16 protein-coding genes are annotated in these 19,096 nt (G+C 62.7%); 9 read left to right on the forward strand and 7 right to left on the reverse strand.

The features are described from left to right. The first annotated feature begins 40 nt into the window (after window positions 1-40). The gene (locus GCM43_RS16460) at window positions 41-961 is read left to right on the forward strand and encodes a LysR family transcriptional regulator (protein WP_152246187.1); all 921 of its coding nucleotides are present in this window, start codon (window positions 41-43) and stop codon (window positions 959-961) included. Window positions 962-991: 30 nt separating this feature from the next. Beyond that, window positions 992-1,501, forward strand: a complete 510-nt coding sequence (locus tag GCM43_RS16465) for a GAF domain-containing protein (RefSeq protein WP_152246189.1) — start codon at window positions 992-994, stop codon at window positions 1,499-1,501. A 9-nt stretch (window positions 1,502-1,510) separates the two neighbouring features. Here GCM43_RS16465 and GCM43_RS16470 read toward each other — a convergent pair whose 3' ends face one another. Continuing rightward, the gene (locus tag GCM43_RS16470; RefSeq protein ID WP_152246191.1) at window positions 1,511-2,401 is read right to left on the reverse strand and encodes a DMT family transporter; all 891 of its coding nucleotides are present in this window, start codon (window positions 2,399-2,401) and stop codon (window positions 1,511-1,513) included. 154 nt (window positions 2,402-2,555) lie between these two features. Between GCM43_RS16470 and GCM43_RS16475 the strand changes: the two genes are divergently transcribed. Then, window positions 2,556-5,018, forward strand: a complete 2,463-nt coding sequence (locus GCM43_RS16475; protein WP_152246193.1) for a tetratricopeptide repeat protein — start codon at window positions 2,556-2,558, stop codon at window positions 5,016-5,018. 151 nt (window positions 5,019-5,169) lie between these two features. Here GCM43_RS16475 and GCM43_RS16480 read toward each other — a convergent pair whose 3' ends face one another. From GCM43_RS16480 to GCM43_RS16490, 3 genes are read right to left on the reverse strand one after another with little or no spacing between them, the layout of a single operon-like run. After that, the gene (locus GCM43_RS16480) at window positions 5,170-5,568 is read right to left on the reverse strand and encodes a hypothetical protein (RefSeq protein WP_152246195.1); all 399 of its coding nucleotides are present in this window, start codon (window positions 5,566-5,568) and stop codon (window positions 5,170-5,172) included. Between the two features lie 8 nt (window positions 5,569-5,576). Further along, window positions 5,577-6,380, reverse strand: coding sequence for a type I methionyl aminopeptidase (gene map / locus GCM43_RS16485; RefSeq protein ID WP_152246197.1), 804 nt, complete (start codon window positions 6,378-6,380; stop codon window positions 5,577-5,579). Window positions 6,381-6,393: 13 nt separating this feature from the next. After that, window positions 6,394-6,993: a TetR/AcrR family transcriptional regulator gene (locus GCM43_RS16490; RefSeq protein WP_152246199.1), complete on the reverse strand. Its 600-nt coding sequence runs from the start codon at window positions 6,991-6,993 to the stop codon at window positions 6,394-6,396. Window positions 6,994-7,126: 133 nt separating this feature from the next. Between GCM43_RS16490 and GCM43_RS16495 the strand changes: the two genes are divergently transcribed. From GCM43_RS16495 to GCM43_RS16515, 5 genes are all read left to right on the forward strand, one after another. Next, window positions 7,127-7,555 carry a MarR family winged helix-turn-helix transcriptional regulator gene (locus tag GCM43_RS16495; RefSeq protein ID WP_152246201.1) on the forward strand — a complete coding sequence of 143 codons (429 nt, stop codon included), beginning with the start codon at window positions 7,127-7,129 and terminating at the stop codon, window positions 7,553-7,555. After that, complete coding sequence (locus GCM43_RS16500; RefSeq protein WP_152246203.1) at window positions 7,552-9,312, forward strand: chloride channel protein; 1,761 nt, start codon at window positions 7,552-7,554, stop codon at window positions 9,310-9,312. Before GCM43_RS16495 ends, GCM43_RS16500 begins: the two co-directional genes overlap by 4 nt. 107 nt (window positions 9,313-9,419) lie before the next feature. Further along, window positions 9,420-10,061: a class I SAM-dependent methyltransferase gene (locus tag GCM43_RS16505; protein ID WP_193315645.1), complete on the forward strand. Its 642-nt coding sequence runs from the start codon at window positions 9,420-9,422 to the stop codon at window positions 10,059-10,061. 538 nt (window positions 10,062-10,599) lie between these two features. After that, a complete protein-coding gene (locus GCM43_RS16510) occupies window positions 10,600-10,989 on the forward strand; it encodes a bleomycin resistance protein (RefSeq protein ID WP_152246207.1) in 390 nt (129 codons plus the stop codon). A 484-nt stretch (window positions 10,990-11,473) separates the two neighbouring features. After that, window positions 11,474-12,988 carry an AMP nucleosidase gene (locus GCM43_RS16515; protein ID WP_461653581.1) on the forward strand — a complete coding sequence of 505 codons (1,515 nt, stop codon included), beginning with the start codon at window positions 11,474-11,476 and terminating at the stop codon, window positions 12,986-12,988. Here GCM43_RS16515 and GCM43_RS16520 read toward each other — a convergent pair. The 3 genes from GCM43_RS16520 to GCM43_RS16530 are packed head-to-tail and all read right to left on the reverse strand — an operon-like array spanning window position 12,957 to window position 16,393. Then, entirely contained in the window at window positions 12,957-13,652 is a 696-nt protein-coding gene (locus GCM43_RS16520; RefSeq protein ID WP_152246211.1) for a 4'-phosphopantetheinyl transferase family protein, read from the reverse strand. The genes GCM43_RS16515 and GCM43_RS16520 overlap by 32 nt on opposite strands. Beyond that, a complete protein-coding gene (locus GCM43_RS16525) occupies window positions 13,652-14,122 on the reverse strand; it encodes a cyanophycin metabolism-associated DUF1854 family protein (RefSeq protein WP_152246213.1) in 471 nt (156 codons plus the stop codon). Before GCM43_RS16525 ends, GCM43_RS16520 begins: the two co-directional genes overlap by 1 nt. Window positions 14,123-14,125: 3 nt before the next feature. Next, a complete protein-coding gene (locus GCM43_RS16530) occupies window positions 14,126-16,393 on the reverse strand; it encodes a cyanophycin metabolism-associated ABC transporter (protein WP_152246215.1) in 2,268 nt (755 codons plus the stop codon). Between the two features lie 473 nt (window positions 16,394-16,866). Between GCM43_RS16530 and GCM43_RS16535 the strand changes: the two genes are divergently transcribed. After that, the gene (locus GCM43_RS16535) at window positions 16,867-19,044 is read left to right on the forward strand and encodes a cyanophycin synthetase (protein ID WP_152246217.1); all 2,178 of its coding nucleotides are present in this window, start codon (window positions 16,867-16,869) and stop codon (window positions 19,042-19,044) included. Window positions 19,045-19,096 lie beyond the last annotated feature (52 nt).

Consider the following 19,096-nt stretch of genomic DNA (forward strand, 5'->3'; position numbering starts at 1 on the left):
CATGCCGGTGGAATGGGCAAGTTTGTGATACCTTTTAGGTATGAGACCTCTCGATACGCATGCCCTGATGCTGTTTTGCAGCGTCGCGCGCTGCCTCAATTTTCGCCAGGCGGCGCAGCAGCTGCACATGACCCAGCCGCCACTCTCGCGCGCCATCCGGCAGCTCGAAGAGCGGCTGGGCGCGCGCCTGTTCGAGCGCGATACGCATGGCGTAGCCTTGACCGACGCCGGGCGCACGCTGCTGCCGCAGGCGCAGCAGATCCTGGCGCTGCTCGATGCGGCAGCCGCTTCGCTCAAGCGCGACGCGGTGCCGGCGCGCCTGCGGCTGGGTTTGACCAGCTCGGTGGAAGCGGGCCTGTTCCAGCCTTTGTTGTGCGCTCTCGAAGCGCAGCTGGCATGCCGGCTGGAACTGACGGCTGCGCCCTCGCCGCGCCTGGTCGCTGCGGTGCGCCGGGGCCAGCTTGACGCCGCCATGATCGCGCTGCCCAGCGCCACGCCGGAGCTGGCCGTGATGGCGCTGCGGCGCGAGCCGATGCTGCTGGCGCTGCCGTCCGGCCATCGCCTGGCACGCAAGCGCAAGCTGGCGCTGGCCGACCTGGCCGGCGAAGCCGTCTACTGGTTCGAGCGCGCACGCCAGCCGGCGTTTTTCGATTACTGCCAGCAGCTGTTCGACCGTCACGGCTTTGCGCCGCGCTGGCTGCGCGAGCCGCACGACCATCATGTGCTGCTGGGCGAGGTGGCGGCCGGCAAGGGCGTGGCGCTGCTGGCCGCCTCGTTTCGCGCGCTGCGCCGGGATGGGGTGGTGTACCGCCCGCTGCTCGAAGGCGACGAGCTGGCGGTGGGTATCGGCCTGGTGTGGCAGGCGCAGGCGCTGCACCCTGGCCTGGCGCTGCTGCGCGAACTGGCGGCCGCCACCCTGGCAGCGCCGTTGGACGCCAATGCGCCAGAAGCGCTACCATAGCGGCTTCACGTTTTTTATCCTGCTCCTACCATGACCTTTACCATCAGCGACGCTGCCTACAGCACCGACACCCCTGCCGCCAAGCAGGCCATGTACGCCGACCTGCGCTCGCAACTGCAGGGCCTCCTGGCCGGCGAGCGCGACCTGATCGCCAATACTGCCAACTTCAGCTCGCTCGTTTTCAATACCATGCCGGGCCTGAACTGGGCCGGCTTCTATTTCCTGCAGGGCGACGAGCTGGTGCTCGGCCCCTTCCAGGGCAAGCCGGCCTGCATCCGTATCAAGAAGGGGCGCGGCGTCTGCGGCAGCACCGTGGTCGAAGGCAAGTCGATCGTGGTGCCGGACGTACATGCGTTTCCCGGCCATATCGCCTGCGATGTCAATTCGCGCTCGGAACTGGTGGTGCCGGTATTTGCCCAGGGCCAGGTGATGGGCGTATTCGACCTCGACAGCCCGCTGCCGAACCGCTTCGACGAAGTTGACGCCGAAGGCGTGGAGTCGCTGGTCAAGCTGCTGGAAGCGACAATCGTAGCAGCCTGAACGACGTCGTCAGGCAATAGTGCGGCGCAGTGGACGCTTCAGCGTCTGCGCCATGATCACGCCCAGTAACGTTACCGCGCCGCCGATCAGATCATAGCCGTGCACTGTTTCGCCCAGGAACACGATGGCAATCAGCACGGTAAACACTGGCAGCAAATTCATCAGCGTGGTGGCGCGGCTGGGGCCGAGCCGCGCCAGGCCATGCATCCACAGGAACGGCGCGACAATCGAAGCGGGAATGCCGGCAAACAGCACCAGTGGCAGGCCGCCCAAGGTCACCGGCGGCGCCGAGCGCAGCAGGTAATACACCAGCAGCACCGGCACTGCGCACCACACCTGGATCAGCAGGCTGTGCCAGTTGGTCAGCGGGATTTTCCAGCGCTTGAGCAGCACCCCATACGCCGCATACGACAGGCAGGCCAGCAGCATCATGCCGTCGCCCAGCGCAACCCCCTTGGCCAGCAGCGCGGCCGGCTCGCCATGGCTGAGCAGATAGGCCAGCCCGGCCAGCGACACCAGCCCGCCGGCTACTGCGCCCACTGTTGCGGCCTCGCCCAGCAGCAGCACCGACAGGCCCACTGCCATCAGCGGCATCATCGACGCCAGGATGCCCATATTGGTGGCGCTGGTCGTTTGCGCGGCCACATAGGCCAGGCACTGGTACATCACCATGCCCAGCATGCCCAGCACGAACAGCTTGCCCAGGTACGGGCGGATGGCGGCGCGCTGGCGCCACACCGGACGGCCGAAAGCGCAGGCCAGCAGCACCCCTGCCAGCAGCCAACGGTAAAACGAAATCGCGGCCGGATCGATCACGCCGACGGCCAGCTTGCTGACGATGGTATTGACGGCCCAGATCAGCACGGCGATCACGGGAAACAGATAATGCCTGGACTGCATCAATGGAATGCTCCTGAAAAGTTGGCCGTCATTGTCGCATGGCGGCCGATCAGTTGCATTGCAGCATGCACTGAAAAAGCCGCTCCAGGCAGTGGAACGCCGGCTGTTCAATGCTAAAATCCAAAATCTTTCTTTTTAGCAAAAGGATGTGTGCATGAACCCGAGCGAGCCGACGGCCAGCATGGAAACAGGCGACGCCAAGACGCCAATAGCGCCAGCGTCAACCGTCACGCCGCCCGATCAGGCGCCCATTCGCCTTGACAAAAGCCCGGCCGGCGACAGCGTGCTGGAGAAATTGCGCACGCTGGTCGAAGACAAGACGCGCTTCGAGCCGCACCAGATTACCGCACTGGCGGAAGAAGAACTGCTGCAGGACTTTGCGCTGCAGGCCAACTATGTGCTGGAAGCGCGGCTGGAAAGCCGCCTGATCAATGGCCATTTTTTACCAGTGGCCGGCGACGATTGCTGCGCCGCACACCAGGTCCAGCCACGCGCCCGGGACGAAGCCAAGGAACGCCTGCGGCGCGCTGCCGGCAAGCTTGAAACCGCACTGCAACAGTCGGGCCACCGCTACAACGCCATCGAGCCGGGGCTGTATCTCGGCCATGCAGTGCGCCACTGGCATCTGGACCAGTGCACGGACTGCCATGGCAAGGGACGCGTCAACTGCAACACCTGCTACGGCAGCACCGAGGAGACCTGCTGGAAGTGCAGCGGTGTGCGCACGGTCGTCTGTGATGGCTACGGCTGTTTTGGCACCGGCAAGGTGTCCTGCACTTACTGCAGCGGCACCGGCAGTGTGTCCGAACAAGTGACCGACTATGTGCAGGAAAGCGTGCCGACCACCATTTACGAGAACGGCAGCTCGCGCACCGTCTACCACACGGAAACGCGGCCGCATTACCGCACCGTGTCGCGCAGTTGCCACCATTGCAGCTACGGCAAGGTCAATTGCCTGACCTGCCACGGCTTGGGCAATATCAATTGCGGCACCTGCCGCGCCAGCGGTGTCGTGACCTGCCGCACCTGCAACGGCGTGGGCGACCTGCATTGCAATCCCTGCGACGGTTCGGGCAAAACCGGCAACGCCGCCTGGCTCGACGTCCACGTGGCGCCCGCCTACAGCGTCAACCTGCCCAAGCAGGCGCCAGACGATGCGCGGCGCATCCGCGACAAGGAAGGCGTGCACGCACTGGCGCAACTGGCCGGCAGCCTGTCGCTGGCCAAAGTGAGCGTGTACGACCCCGACCATCCGCAGGAAGTCGACGCGCTGTATGCGGGCAAGCTGCGCATCGTGCGCCTGGACGCCGTGTGCAACCAGGAGAAACATCATGTGGTGGCGTATGGCAACGACCTGCGCTGGCTGACGCTCGACGACATTATTGAAAAACTGCTGCGCGGCGACCTCAAGACGCTCACCGATGCGCTGGCCGGCAGCGCCGACGATGGCCTGTTTTCATCGCATGTGGAAAGCCTGCTGGTGCCGCTGCGCGACGTGGCCGCCTCCGAACTCAATGCCGACGTGATCGAATCAGTGCTCAGCGGCGAGAACGACCATGCGCATGTGGACGTGGTCTCGCCCGACTACGCCAACAGCGTGCGCACCGGCGTGCTGGGCGCGCTGCGCCAGGTCTATACGCGCCTGGCCAAGCAGTTCTGGTGGAAGGCGGCGCTGGGCGCGCTGGTGGCCACGGTAGCGGTCTGGTTTTTCTTTGGCGCCAGGTTCGGCGCGCTGGCCGGCCTGCTGGCCACCGGCGCGGGCTATCTGCTGTTCAACCAGCAGGTGAAAACCGTGTTGAGTTCGGCCCTGGGCGGCAAGGCGCAGGCCGAACGCGCCATGCAGATCGCCAGCAAGGGCCGCCGCAACCGGCTGGCGCAGATCCTGGTGCTGGCGCCGGCCACGCTGGCGGTGCTGGCCAGCGCCTACATGCTGCCGCTGCGCGTGCGTCCGCTGCCCAATACCGCGCCGGCGCTGCCGTCGGCCAGCGTGGCGCCGCATGCAGCACCGCCGGTAGTCGACGCCAGCGCAGCGAAAGCCATCAAACTGTATGAAAATGGCGACCAGCCGGCCGCGCTGGCCATGCTGGAAAGCCTGGTCAAGGAAGGCGATGCGCGCGCCTACGGCCTGTACGGCTGGATGCAGCTGATGGGGCGCGGCCTTGGTCCGCAGGGCAACGTTACCGAACAGCAGCGCCAGGCGCGCCAGGTCGCCGCCAAGCCGTGGATCAGCAAGGCGCTGGCCAGGGGCGACAGCTATGCACTGACAGCCAAGGGCGTGATGCTGGCCGAAGGCTGGCAGGAACCGCGCAATATGCCGCGCGCGCTGGACTTCCTGAAACAGTCGGCACAAAAGGGCAATACCGAAGCGATGCACGTACTGGGCCTGTACCACGTGCGCGGCTATCAAACCCCGGTCAACAACAAGGAGGCGCGCAAATGGTTCACCATGGCCGCCGACAAGGGCAGCGCCGCCGATATCTACAATCTGGGCCTGATGGACTGGGAAGGCGCCGGCCTGAAGCGCCCCGACCGCACCAGCGCCATGCAGCGCTGGAAGATTGCCGCGAGCATGGGAGAAGAGCGGGCGATCAAGGCGGTGAAACAGGGGCAGCCTTGATGGCTGCCATATCACGTAGGTCGGATTAGGCCGTAGGTCGGATTAGGCCGCAGGCCGTAATCCGACACCACCACGATCAAGGCCAACAATGTTGTCGGATTACGCCGCTGCGCGGCTAATCCGACCTACGGATTTTCCTGAACCGGCGGCATCAGGGAAACATAGCCACATGCCGCTCCACATGCGCCAACAGCGCCTGCAACAACACGGGCCGCAGCGCTTCGAACTGCTGAACATTGACGGCCTGCTGCAGCTGCTCTGCCAGCAAAGGCAGCTGCAAGGCCGCTGACAGCTGCGCCAGCACGCTGTCGAACTTCATGTGCCGCGCACTGGCATAGCCTTCCCACTCCACATACGCGAGCCACTCGGCAATCATGACCAGGGCGGCTACCTGCGGCGCCAGCGCGGCGATGCGCGCGTCGCGCAGCACGCTGTCATCGAATATCTGCTCGCGCTGCAGCACATACAGCGCAATGCGCTGCAAGGTATCGTGCACCTCCTGCGCATCCTCGCTGCGGCGTTGCAGCAGCTTATGCGTCAGGCCGCCCATACTCAGACTCAGGCACGCGCGTCAGGCAAGGCGGACAAGGTAAAGATTTCAAAGCCGGTTTCGGTCACGGCCAGCGAATGCTCGAACTGGGCCGACAGTGAACGGTCTTTGGTGACGGTGGTCCATTTGTCCGGCAGCACTTTGACCTGGTAGCTGCCGACGTTGATCATCGGCTCAATGGTAAAAATCATGCCCGGTTCAAGCACGATGCCGGTGCCGGCGCGGCCATAGTGCAGCACTTGCGGCGTGTCGTGGAACACCTTGCCTACGCCATGACCGCAGAAGTCGCGCACCGAGGAAAAGCCCTGGGCTTTCGCTACCGCTTCGATGGCGGCGCCAACGTCGCCCAGCGTGGCGCCAGGGCGGACGGTGTTAATGCCGACCATCATCGCCTCGTAGGCGGTATCGACCACGCGGTTGGCCAGGATCGATACGGCGCCAACCTTGAAGGTGCGGCTGGTGTCGCCATGCCATTCGTTGAATTTGGGCGTGACGTCGATATTGAGGATATCGCCCACTTTCAGAATCTTGGTTTCGGACGGAATGCCGTGCGTAACCACGTGGTTGACCGAGATGCAGCTGGCGTGCTTGTAGCCGTGATAGTCGATGGTGGCCGGAATGGCGCCGGCGGCGCGCATGAATTCCTCGCACATGGCGTCGAGCTTGGCGGTGGAAATGCCGGGTTTGACGAAGGGCGTGATGTAGTCGAGCGTGTCGGCGGCGATGCGGCCTGCGGCGCGCATGCCGGCAAAGCCTTCTTCATCGTGCAGCGGGATTTTCTTGCCGTGTTCGAGCTGGGTGGAGTAGCGCATGTGTTTTTCTTTTTCAGTGAGGTGTTGAGAGGGCTGCCCAGCCGCGCACGGCGTCGTGCGAGGCGCGCAGCATGGCGTCGGCACTGGCAGGTATCGGCTGGTTCTGGGTCAGGTACGGTTTGACAATGGCCACCGGCGCGTCGATCAGCATGAAGCGCAACGTGCTGCCGAGATGGCTGCCATCGCCATGCAGGGCGGCCATGCAACGCTCGAAACAGGCGTCCAGTTCAGCCTGCTCCGCTTCCAGTTCGGCCATCAGTTCTGCGCTTAAGGCGCCGTTGAAATCGGGATTGTCCGTGCACTGCAGCAGGAAGCGCGCATACACCGGCTTGCGCCGGCACCAGTCGAGCAGGCCGTGCACGCCGGCCCAGGTATCGCCGTCGCCGCGCGCCCACAGGCTGGCCACTTCGCTGCGAAAGTCAGCTTTCACACGCAGCCAGGCACGCGCCAGGATGGCGCTGCGCGAGTCGAAGCGGTGATACACCGAACCGATCGGCGCGCCCACCTTGAGCGCAATGGCGGACATCGACACGGCCGCAAAGCCACACTGGGCGGCAATCTCGATGGCGCTGTCGATAAAGTGGTTTTCGTTGAATTTGGCTAGTCTGACCATTCAAATAGAATAGCAATTCTATTTGAAGCAGTCAAGTGCCCAGGTATTTCCAGTCTCCTTAAAAAATATCCGGATCAAGAAAAATACATCACGTTATGATATATTCTGCATCCCCGTCATTGACAACGCAATCATGGCCACTTCAAAACCGCCTACCCTGAGCAAGGCTGATTTCTCGGCCCTGTCCGAATTTCGCTACCAGATGCGCCGCTTCGAGCGCTTTTCCGAAGACGCCGTGCAGGCCGAAGGCATCACGCCGCTGCAATACCTGCTACTGCTCCATATCAAGGGCTACCCGGGCCGCGACTGGGCCAGTGTGGGCGAACTGGCCGAGCGCCTGCAGGCCAAGCACCACGGCGTGGTGGCGCTGGTGTCGCGCTGCGAAACCATGGGCCTGGTCGAGCGCCAGCCCAGCCTGGCCGACAAGCGCCGCGTCGAAGTGCATCTGCTGCCGGCCGGCGAAGCGGTGATGGCACGCCTGGCCGAGCGCCACCGCGCCGAGCTGCTGTCGCTCGACGGCGTCTTTACCATCCCGAAACTTTCACAGGACGAAACAGCATGAGCCAGCACGAGAGCAAACCGCAATACGACGGCCGGCGCGATTTCGACGGCAAGGCCAGGCTGCTGCTGATCGCCGCGATTGCCGCCGTCATCGGCGCGCTGTCGACCGTCACGGCCGATCTGCTGCTGCACGCGATCCGCTTCTTTACTAATCTGTTTTTCTTCCAGACCCTGTCCACCGCCGCCACCTCGCCCGCCGACAATACGCTGGGCGCATGGGTGATTGCGGTGCCGGTGATCGGCGGCCTGGTGATCGGCCTGATCGCGCGCTATGGCTCGGAGCAGATCCGCGGCCACGGCATACCGGAAGCCATTGAAGCGATCCTGTTCAAGAAAAGCACCATGTCGCCCAAGGTGGCGGTATTGAAGCCGGTGGCATCGGGCATTGCGATTGGCAGCGGCGGCCCGTTTGGCGCCGAAGGCCCGATCATTATGACCGGCGGCGCCATCGGATCCCTGATCGCGCAGCACTTCCATTTAAGCGGCGCCGAGCGCAAAGCGCTGCTGGTAGCCGGCGCCGTGGCCGGCATGACGGCCGTGTTCGGCACGCCGATAGCCGCGCTGCTGCTGGCGGTTGAACTGCTGCTGTTTGAACTGCGCCCGCGCAGCCTGGCGCCGGTGGCCGTGGCCTGCGCGGTGGCCGGCTTTCTGCGCCCGCTGCTGATCGACAGCGGCCCGCTGTTCCCGATGCAAACCGCCGTCATGCCACCGCTGGCGCTCGGTTCGTGCGTGATCGCCGGCTTGCTGTGCGGCGCCATGGCCTGGCTGCTGTCAACTGCCTTGTACCGCGTGGAAGACGCATTTCACAAGCTGCCCGTGCACTGGATGTGGTGGCCGGCCATCGGCGGCCTTGCGGTCGGCATCGGCGGCTACTTCCAGCCGCGCGCGCTGGGCGTGGGCTACGACGTGATCGGCGACCTGCTGAGCAATCACCTGGCAGCGAGCGCACTGGCCGCGCTGCTGCTGGTGAAAGCCGTGATCTGGCTGATCGCGCTCGGTTCCGGTACCTCGGGCGGCGTGCTGGCGCCGCTACTAATGCTGGGCGCGGGCCTGGGCGCCCTGCTCGGCCCCTACCTGCCCGGTGGCGACCCGGCCATCTGGCCGCTGGTCTTTATGGCCGCCACGCTGGGTGGCATGATGCGCGCACCGGTGATGGCGGTGGTGTTTGCATTCGAGCTAACGCAGGACGCCAACGCCCTGCTGCCGGTACTCGCTGCCGCCACCGTCGCCTACGGCTTTACCGTACTGACCATGCACCGCTCGATCCTGACCGAGAAAATCGCCCGCCGCGGCCACCATATCTTCCGCGAATACAGCATCGACCCGCTCGAGCGCCACAGCGTGGCCGAAGTGATGAGCACCAAACCGATCAGCATCGACGCCGAAGCGCGGGTAGAAGACGTGCTGGCCAGCCATTTCGGCCTGCACCAGCAGCACCGCGCCTACCCGGTCACGCGCAACGGCATCCTGGTCGGCATGCTCGACCGCACCGCCATCGAAGCGCGTCCAGCTACGCGCAAGGTGGGCGAGCTGTATGGCGTCAACCCGCCACTGATGGCGCTGGAGGCCGAAACCTGCCGCACCCTGGCCACCCGCCTGGCCGTCCATCAGCTCGAACGCCTGCCGGTGGTCGATGGCGAGCGCCGGCTGGTGGGCATTATCAGCCGCAGTGACCTGGTCAAACCGGCACTGGCGCTGCACGATGAAGAGCAGGAGCGCCAGACCATGCGGCGGTTCTGGCCGGGCAAAGTTACGTGAGCGTTTGGTAAACAATTGGCGCGGTAAAATGCATTGGCTTAACGTTTATAGAGATTGACGTTTTGTCCCAGCCTGGGCCAAAAGCAGACGAAATGGAGCGCTTCAGCATGGATCACATGACGGCCAAGTTTTATGAAAGCTACGTGCAACAGGGCGCGGCCGATTCAGAGGCATCGCACAGCGCCATCTCGAAATATTTTCAAGCTGCTTTTAAAGAAGGCGACAAGGTACTCGATGTCGGATCAGGTTCCGGCCGGGACCTGGCAGTTTTAATAAAAACCGGCGTTGACGCCTATGGCATCGAACCCAATGACGCGATGCGAAAATACGCTCTGACGAAACATCCCGAACTGGCCGGGCGCGTGAAACCTGATCGACTACCTCTTACTCACGTGCCATTCGGCGGGGGTTTCGATGGCGTGCTGTGCAGCGCAGTGTTAATGCATATTCCCGAGGACTGTTTTATCGAGTCGTGGAAATCCATTCTGCAGGTGCTCAAGCCAACCGCGAAGGTGCTATTCTCATTACCTTCAATGCAGCCTGGTTTGCTTCAAGATCGTCGTGATCGAGATGATCGCTTTTTTGAAAATCACCGCGTTGACCTTGTCAGCTCTATGCTAAAGTCTTGCGGTTTTATTGAAATAGACCTGGGTACAGAAGCCACTTCCGTATATCCCGATATAACCTGGACCATTTCCCTGTTCGAATCCACGACACCTGGTCCTGGCGGCATGCGCGACGCCACCTGAAGCCCATGGCCTATCTTTTCTTTGCGCGTCATCGATCGACTGTGAGAATTGCTGAGTTTCGCCGCTGGGCAAGCTGCTATGCTAGGGAGCGACGGCTGCGTTCGGCCAAAATCCGTCCTCCGCTGAGCGCCAGAATTTAGTGAGACGCTGTAGAGCAGGGTCCTGTATATCGAGTAGAACTGACCATAAATGACCAAGCGAATATCACTCAAAAAATCGCTAGCACTTGCATTGCTAGGCTGGATGACTGTTTCGGGGGGCTACGCGTACTATTATGTGAAGAGCCGTCTCGACATTCCTGACTTAGTCGGGTATGAGTCAGAATGGCAGTTTCAATTATTCATATTCTGTGTTTTCCGTCTTCCATTTCTTCTCATCTTTCTCGGCGCAACTATATGGTTTCTGCTTCGCCGCGACAAAGTGAAGGTCTGATTTTTAGCCGTTCATCTTTGGTAGCGGATATGAGGCGCGGCCGTCTGCTTTGGGGCACAAGCTGCCTTTAGTGACCGAACTAAAAAAGTAACCCATAATCACCGAAATGAGCCACCATACCGATTCCGCCATCCCGATCCTGCCATGCCGCTCCATCAGCGCAACAACCGGTTTTTATAAGCAGCTGGGTTTTGAAGGCGGGGCGCACGAATTCAGCCAGGACTACGCAATTTTCAACCGCGGCACCATCGAAGTGCACTTCTTCACTCATGCAGAGCTGGTGCCTGCCCAGTCGTGGGCAGGCTGCTATATCCGCGTGGGCGATGTGCGGAACCTGTATCAAGCGTGCCTGGCTGCCGGCCTGCCTGATTCAGGCATCCCGCGCATGCATCCCTTGGAAGAAAAACCCTGGGGACTCAGGGAATTTGCGATTGTAGATCCTGATGGTAATCTCCTTCGCATAGGCGAAGTTATTCAGCCAGAAATAGCACCTTAACTGCATCAGCCAGCCACCAAGTTTTTCCATAGCAAGCACACCAACAAAGCATCAATCACCCCCGACCCCAGCAAAGGCGCCTCGGGCCAAGCGGGCCTGAAAAATGTCGAGGGCAAGGCGCAGCGACGAAGACAGTACGAATGTACGGCGAGGAGCTGCAACGCCGCCATCGGCATTTTCTCAGACCCGCGTCTCCGGCCCGCCGTTCATAGTCGACGTACCCCGCCACCACGCAAATACAACCATCCACCACAGCGTTTGTCTGCTACGCAATCACACCAGCAAAGCATCAATCATCCCGACTCCAGCACAGGCGCCTCGGGCCAAGCGGGGCTGAAAAATGTCGAGGGCAAGGAGCCGCAACGCCGCCATCGGCATTTTCTCAAACCCGCGTCTCCGGCCCGCCGTTTCAAACTATCCCCTCACCACGCAAATACGAACACTGGCTTACAATGATATGCACCACATCTACAGGAGCTATCAAGTGCATACGCCTTCTTTTATCGCTACTGAACGCTTCGACGATCCCCGCCTGGCTTTGGAACAGGTGCAAGCCATCTACCAGGCCAGCATCGCCCACCTGCGCGATGCGCTGCAGCGCTTTGTCGGCGGCGAACCCCTGCACGAACGCGTGCGCGCCTGCTACCCGTTCGTGCGCATCCAGACCGAAACCGTGGCGCGTGCGGATTCGCCGCTGGCCTACGGTTTCGTGGCCGGTCCCGGCGTGTTTGAAACCACGCTGACGCGCCCCGACCTGTTTGCCGATTACTATCTCGACCAGTTCACGCTGCTGCTGAAGAACCATAACAACGGCCAGAAAGTGCTGCTGGAAGTGGGCGTGAGCGCCCAGCCGATACCCGTGCATTTCTCGTTTGCCGAGCATGACCATATCGAAGGCAATATGGACGCCGGGCGCCGCCTGGCCATGCGCGACCTGTTCGACCTGCCCGATTTGTCGGCGATGGATGACGGCATTGCCAACGGCACGCATGAAACCGAACATGGCGAAGCGCAGCCGCTGGCGCTGTTTACCGGCCCGCGCGTCGACTATTCGCTGCAGCGCCTGCGCCACTACAGCGGCACCTCGCCGCACCATTTCCAGAACTTCGTGTTGTTTACCAATTACCAGTTCTATATTGACGAATTTATCCGCCTGGGCCACGCCATGATGGCGCGCGAACCCGATGCGGGCTCGCCGTCGGACGACGATGGCTATATCGCCTTCGTCGAGCCGGGCAATGTGGTCACGCGCCGTGTCGGCCATGCCTCGCATCACAACGACGCGCTGGGCGCTGCGCCGCCGCGCCTGCCGCAGATGCCGGCCTATCACTTGCTGCGCGCCGACGGCAGCGGCATCACCATGGTCAATATCGGCGTCGGCCCAGCCAATGCCAAGACCATTACCGACCATATCGCCGTGCTGCGTCCGCACGCCTGGCTGATGCTGGGCCACTGCGCCGGGCTGCGCACCACGCAAAGCCTGGGCGACTATGTGCTGGCGCACGCCTATGTGCGCGAAGACCATGTGCTGGACGAAGATCTGCCGCTGTGGGTGCCGATTCCGCCGCTGGCGGAAATCCAGCAGGCGCTGCAAACGGCGGTCGCTGAAATCACCCAGCTGACGGGGCTCGATCTCAAGCACATAATGCGCACCGGCACCGTGGCCAGCACCGACAACCGCAACTGGGAACTGCTGCCGCAACGTACGCCCGAGCGCCGTTTCAGCCAGAGCCGCGCGATTGCGCTCGATATGGAAAGCGCCACCATTGCCGCCAACGGCTTTCGCTTCCGCGTGCCGTACGGCACCTTGCTGTGCGTGAGCGACAAGCCGCTGCACGGCGAGATCAAGCTGCCCGGCATGGCCAACCACTTCTACCGCGAGCGGGTGGACCAGCACCTGCGCATCGGCATCCGCGCGGTCGAACTGCTGCGCCGCCAGGGCGTGGACCGGCTGCACAGCCGCAAGCTCAGGAGCTTTGCCGAAGTGGCGTTCCAGTAAACGTCAGTTCAACCACCGCCGGCGCCGCCACGGCCACGCTCAGCAGCCACTCTTCCTGCAGTCGCTGCTGGTGTACCTGCCAGCACTGCGCCGGCGCACTGCCCCACGCCGGCGACAGATAGCCCTGCCCTTCCGATTGCAGGCGGTGCGGCTCGACATGCATGCCGCAGCCCATCGCCTTCAATACCGCTTCTTTGGCATTAAACGCGCGTATCAGATAAGCAGCGCGCTGCGGCGCCGGCAACCCCAGGTACAGCGCCTGCTCGCCTGCCGACAAAATCAGCGGCGCCAGGCCGGCATCGTCGCTGCCCGGTGGTGCGGCCAGTTCCAGATCGACGCCCAGCACCTCGCTGCACCAGCCAATGGCAGCCAGTGCGTGACTATGTGAAATGGAAAAATGCGGCAGGCCGGCCAGCTGGCAATGCGGCCGGCCATGCTCGTCGCGCACCAGAGGCACCTCAGCCGGTGCAAGGCCCGTCAACGCTGCCAGGCGGCGGCGCACGGAAAGACGGCAACTGACAAAAGCAGCGCGCCCCGCCGCTTGCCGGTAGCGCAGCGCCCGCGCCTGTTCATGCGCCGGCAGCAGCACCAGTCCGGCAGCCACCTCGGCTGGTGTCAGCCGGGAGAAGTCGAGCAGCTCGACTTCGATTGCCAAAGGTGGCATTACAGGAAGCGGTCGAGGATCTTCTTGGTCTGCTTGTCGACATTGAACATGTCGCGGATCAGGAACTGGATGCCGTGGTTGTCGGCGATCAGCAAGGACGCCGCGCCGATGCGGCGGATATCTTCCTCGCCCTTGAGCACGAATTCGGTTTCGCCACGGTCGGTATCGACATACCAGGTACACGGCGTGGCAAAGCTGGAAATGCTTTTTACGCGCGCGATCTCGGGCATGAATTCGCGCCCTTCGAGTTCTTCGCGCAGCAGCGAACGGGCCGGCTCGGGCACCTCGTCAAGATGATCGATCCACGCCACTTCCTTGCCGTCGCTTTTCATCAGCGAGATACCTTCCTCGGGCGCCTGGATCGGAAAAGCGCGCACCGGCGAGACGCCGACATGCTGCTCGCCATCGGCATCGGTCAGCACCAGCTTGCCATAGGGGTCGCGCACCAGGTTCAAAGTCATGCTGGCCATAGCTTATCCTTCCATCGTCATTTCAGCGGCATTGCGTGCCTGTGCTTCGTACAGGCGGTAGTAAGCGCCCTCTTTGGCCATCAGTTCGTCATGGCTGCCCACTTCGACCACCTGGCCGCGGTCGAGCACCACCAGGCGGTCGGCGCGGTGCAGCGTCGACAGCCTGTGCGCAATGGCGATCGTGGTGCGGCCCTGCACCAGATTGTCCAGCGCCTTCTGGATTTCCTTCTCGGTTTCCGAGTCCACCGACGAGGTGGCTTCGTCCATGATCAGGATGCGCGGGTCGATCAGCAGCGCGCGTGCAATCGAGATGCGCTGGCGCTCGCCACCCGACAAGCCTTGGCCGCGCTCACCGACCATCGAATCGTAGCCCTGCGGCAGGCGCAAAATGAATTCATGCGCATGCGCTGCGCGCGCCGCTGCCATGATTTCCTGGCGCGTGGCGTGCGGCTTGCCGTAAGCGATATTTTCAGCAATGGTGCCGAAGAACAGGAACGGCTCCTGCAGCACCAGGCCGATATGGCGGCGGTAGTCGGATACGGCCAGCGAGCGGATATCGACGCCGTCAAGCAGAATCGCCCCTTCCGACACATCGTAAAAGCGGCAGATCAGATTGACCAGCGTGCTCTTGCCCGAACCGCTATGGCCGACCAGGCCGATCATCTCGCCCGGCTTGATATTGAGGTTGATGCCACGGTTGACAGCCCGGTTGCCATAGCGGAAACCGACTTCGCGCAAATCGATGCGGCCTTCGACTTTATCGAGTTTCACCGGTTGCGCCGGTTCCGGCACGCTCGACACATGGTCGAGAATATCGAAGATACGCTTGGCGGCCGAAGCCGATTTCTGCGTCACCGACACGATGCGGCTCATCGAATCGAGGCGGCTGTAAAAGCGCGTGCTGTAGGCGATAAAGGCGGTCAGCACGCCGACGGTGATTTCGCCGCGCGACAGCTGCCAGATGCCGAAGCACCAGATCACCAGCAGACCCATCTCGGTCAGGAACGACACGGTCGGCGAAAACAGCGACCAGACTTTATTGAGCTTGTCGTTGACGGCCAGGTTGTGTGCGTTGGCGTCACGGAAGCGCGTCGCTTCGCGCTGTTCCTGGGCAAACGCCTTGACCACGCGGATGCCGGGGATGGTATCGGCCAGCACGTTGGTCACTTCGCTCCAGACGCGGTCGATCTTTTCAAAGCCGGTGCGCAGGCGGTCGCGCACCAGGTGGATCATCCACGCGATAAAGGGCAGCGGCGCCAGCGTCATCACGGCCAGCCACGGATTCATCGACCACAGGATGCAGCCGGTCATGATAATCATCAGCACGTCGGAGGCAAAGTCAAGCAGGTGCAGCGACAGGAACACGCAGATGCGGTCGCTGCCACTGCCGATGCGCGCCATTAGGTCGCCGGTGCGCTTGCCGCCAAAGAACTCCAGCGACAGCTTCATCAGATGCTCGTAGGTAGCTGAACGCAGGTCGGCGCCGATGCGCTCGGACACCAGCGCCAGCACGTAGGTCTTGCCCCAGCCCAGCAGCCAGGCCAGCACGGCCGAGCCGAGCAGGCCGGACATGTAATAGACCACCAGCGACGGGTCGATATGCTTGCCGTTCTGGTACGGAATCAGCACATTGTCCATCAGCGGCGCCGTCAGGTACGGCGGTATCATGTGCGCGGCAGTACTGAGCAGCATCAGCGCAAAGCCGAGCGCCAGCTGGCCGCGGTAAGGATGGGCAAAGCGCCACAACCGGAACAAGGTCCAGGTCGATGGCGGCGTATGCAGCACCTTGGCGCAGATCGGACACTCCTCCTGATCCGGTTCCAGTGGCGCCTTGCAGCTCGGGCACACTTCCTGTTCGGCCTGCACGATGGGCTGGCCGGTCAGATGGCTGTCAAGGCGCTCGACAAACTGTTCCAGCACGCGGATCGCATGCAGGTTCTGGCCCAGCGTGAAGCGCCATGAGGCCAGGCGGCCGTGGTCGTCGAACAGCTCGAGGTGGCCCACGCCCGCATGGTCGTGGTGCGTCAGGCGCAAGCCGGGGCGGTACGACCAGCTGTTCCAGAACTTCTCCCCCGGCGCGCGGGCCAGCAAACGCTGCTCGGTTACAACAATTATGCCCTTTGTGAAACGTAATCGCGCATCGAGGTCAACCTCGACGCTACTTAAAACGTTCTCCCCTGGAGAAAGATTGAGTTTCACCTCAGCCTGCCAGTGTGCAGGCAGCGCGGGGGCGGTGTTGGGGGCGGCGGGAACAGTCAGTTCAGTTGTCATCGTTAAAGCATACTCCGGCTCATGGCCTGGCCAATGAAGGCGAATTGGGTGGGGTGGCGCGCTGGCATGGTGGCGCTGGCGTCAGGATATGCCAGGGGCAATTTCATGTATTGTATCGAATGGAAGCGTGCCAGACTGTGCTGCTGAGGTAAAGGATCAAGAAATATCGTGGTGGTGCGCCGCTTTTGCAAGGTTACAACAGCAAGTTGTTACACAATGCTGTTAGCGCGCACGGGCAAGCGCGGGGCAGGATGACTTCAGGCGCTATCTTTATGGCAATTTTATAGCGGGAGCCGCAACAATTAGTAACAACTAGAGCAACAATACGAGAAGCAAACGCGACAAGTGCCCCTTAAAGATGGCACACTGCGCATACCCGGGATAAAGAACCAAGCACGAGCCTGAAAGCCTCTGTAGAGCCACCAAAAAGTATCTGGCGCCCAGACGCCTGGCTTGTTATCAAGAAACCACTTATGATCAAGAAGAAGAACATCGATTTCCTCCGCATCAACCACCTGCGCGGCCCCAATATCTGGACCTACCGTCCCGTTATCGAGGTCTGGGTTGATATCGGCGAGCTGGAAGACTATCCATCCAATACCCTGCCCGGCCTGTACGAGCGGCTCACTTCCTGGCTGCCAGGGATGATCGAGCACCGCTGCGGCGTGGGCGAGCGCGGCGGCTTTTTCGAGCGCCTGCAAGAAGGTACCTGGACCGCGCATATCCTGGAACACGTGGTAATCGAACTGCAAAACCTGGCCGGCATGCAAACCGGCTTTGGCCAGACGCGTTCGACCAGCCAGCGCGGCGTCTACAAGATGGCTTTCCGCACCCGCGAAGAACAGGTCGGTCGCGCCGCGCTGGAAGCGGCGCGCGCACTTCTGATGGCGGCCATCAACGATGAACCGTTCGACCTGGAACTGGCAGTCGCCCCGCTGCGCGACCTGGTCGATTCGCGCTGTCTGGGCCCGAGCACGGCCAGCATCGTCAATGCCGCCACCGAACGGCGCATTCCTTCGCTGCGCCTGAACGACGGCAACCTGGTGCAACTGGGCCACGGCGCCGCACAGCGTCGCATCTGGACCGCCGAAACCGACCGCACCAGCGCGATTGCCGAAGGCATCGCCAGCGACAAGGACCTGACCAAATACCTGCTCAAATCGTGCGGCGTACCGGTACCCGAAGGCAGCATGGTGCGCAGCGCCGAGGCAGCCTGGGAAGAGGCGCAGGATATCGGCCTGCCGGTGGTCCTGAAACCGTACGACGGCAACCATGGCCGCGGCGTCTCGCTCAACCTGGTCACCGAAGCCGACGTCAAGGCCGCCTATGAACTGGCGGCGCGCGAAGGCGACAGTTCGTCGGTGCTGGTCGAGAGCTTTATCGCCGGCGACGAACACCGCCTGCTGGTGGTCGGCAACAAGCTGGTGGCTGCCGCCAAGGGCGAATCGCTGTGGGTCGATGGCGACGGCGTATCGACCATCTCGCATCTGGTCGACACCCAGATCAATATCGATCCGCGCCGCGGCGAAGGCGAAGACTTCCCGCTCGGCACAGTCAAACCGCATGAATCGGGCGAGATCGTGCTCGAACTGCAGCGCCAGGGCATGACCTCGCAATCGGTGCCGCAGGCGGGCCAGAAAGTGCTGATCCAGCCGAACGGCAACGTGGCCATCGATGTGACCGACGACGTGCACCCTGAGGTGGCAGCGGCGGTGCTGCTGGCCGCGCGCGTGGTGGGCCTCGATATTGCCGGCATCGACCTGGTGTCGAGCGACATCACGCGCCCGCTGTCGGCCACGCGTGGCGCCATTATCGAAGTCAATGCGAGCCCGGGCCTGCTGGCCCATATCAAGCCTGGCGTGGGCAAGCCGCGCGCCGTGGGCGAAGCGATTGTCGACCATCTGTTTGCGCCCGAGGAAACCGGCCGCATTCCCGTGATCGGCGTGACCGGCACGCAAGGCGCCAGCCTGATCGTGCGCATGCTGTGCAAGCTGCTCAATCTGTCGGGCCTGCATACGGGCGCCGTCTGCAGCGAAGGCATGTTCCTCGACCAGCGCCGCGTGGTCAGCCACGACTGCGTGAGCTGGGACGCCGGCCATCGCCTGCTGATGAACCGCACCGTGCAGGCAGCGCTGTTTGAGAGCACGCCGCGCCTGATCCTGTCGGACGGCCTGGCCTATGACCGCTGCCAGGTCGGCATCGTGACCGACATGGGCAGCCTGGACGCCGTCAAGGATTTCGACGTGCTCGACGCCGATGGCCTGTACAAGGTCGCGCGCAGCCAGGTTGACGTGGTGCTGTCGACCGGCGTGGCGGTGCTCAATGCCGACGACGCCCAGGTGCTGGAACTGGCCGGCCTGTGCGACGGCGCCGTGACGCTGTATGCACGCGACGGCGCCAGCCCTGCCCTGGCCGCCCACCGCGCCGAAGGTGGCCGCGCAGCGTTTGTACGCGCCAACCACATCGTGCTGGCCGAAGGCAGCATCGAGAACGAGCTGCTGTGCCTGGACCTGCTCAAACCGGCCACCGCCGGCAAGGTCGACCAGGTGCTGGCCACCGTGGCTGCCGCCTGGTCGCTCGATCTGTCCAACGACCTGATCTGCGCCGGCCTGCGCACCTTCGACGCCGCGCCTGGCGCCATCGGCAACTAAAAACCAGCAACGGGCAGTGCGGCGCGTGCCGGCACTGCCAAATCACTACAGG

This window comes from Janthinobacterium aquaticum, assembly GCF_009208565.1.
Classification (GTDB): Bacteria; Pseudomonadota; Gammaproteobacteria; order Burkholderiales; family Burkholderiaceae_D; genus Janthinobacterium.

Excerpts from the sequence above, each read along its gene's own strand:
- GCM43_RS16460 (WP_152246187.1), top strand. The coding sequence starts at position 41 with ATGAGACCTCTCGATACGCATGCCCTGATGCTGTTTTGCAGCGTCGCG.
- GCM43_RS16465 (WP_152246189.1), top strand. The coding sequence starts at position 992 with ATGACCTTTACCATCAGCGACGCTGCCTACAGCACCGACACCCCTGCC.
- GCM43_RS16470 (WP_152246191.1), bottom strand. The coding sequence starts at position 2,401 with ATGCAGTCCAGGCATTATCTGTTTCCCGTGATCGCCGTGCTGATCTGG.
- GCM43_RS16475 (WP_152246193.1), top strand. The coding sequence starts at position 2,556 with ATGAACCCGAGCGAGCCGACGGCCAGCATGGAAACAGGCGACGCCAAG.
- GCM43_RS16480 (WP_152246195.1), bottom strand. The coding sequence starts at position 5,568 with ATGGGCGGCCTGACGCATAAGCTGCTGCAACGCCGCAGCGAGGATGCG.
- map (WP_152246197.1), bottom strand. The coding sequence starts at position 6,380 with ATGCGCTACTCCACCCAGCTCGAACACGGCAAGAAAATCCCGCTGCAC.
- GCM43_RS16490 (WP_152246199.1), bottom strand. The coding sequence starts at position 6,993 with ATGGTCAGACTAGCCAAATTCAACGAAAACCACTTTATCGACAGCGCC.
- GCM43_RS16495 (WP_152246201.1), top strand. The coding sequence starts at position 7,127 with ATGGCCACTTCAAAACCGCCTACCCTGAGCAAGGCTGATTTCTCGGCC.
- GCM43_RS16500 (WP_152246203.1), top strand. The coding sequence starts at position 7,552 with ATGAGCCAGCACGAGAGCAAACCGCAATACGACGGCCGGCGCGATTTC.
- GCM43_RS16505 (WP_193315645.1), top strand. The coding sequence starts at position 9,420 with ATGGATCACATGACGGCCAAGTTTTATGAAAGCTACGTGCAACAGGGC.
- GCM43_RS16510 (WP_152246207.1), top strand. The coding sequence starts at position 10,600 with ATGAGCCACCATACCGATTCCGCCATCCCGATCCTGCCATGCCGCTCC.
- GCM43_RS16520 (WP_152246211.1), bottom strand. The coding sequence starts at position 13,652 with ATGCCACCTTTGGCAATCGAAGTCGAGCTGCTCGACTTCTCCCGGCTG.
- GCM43_RS16525 (WP_152246213.1), bottom strand. The coding sequence starts at position 14,122 with ATGGCCAGCATGACTTTGAACCTGGTGCGCGACCCCTATGGCAAGCTG.
- GCM43_RS16530 (WP_152246215.1), bottom strand. The coding sequence starts at position 16,393 with ATGACAACTGAACTGACTGTTCCCGCCGCCCCCAACACCGCCCCCGCG.
- GCM43_RS16535 (WP_152246217.1), top strand. The coding sequence starts at position 16,867 with ATGATCAAGAAGAAGAACATCGATTTCCTCCGCATCAACCACCTGCGC.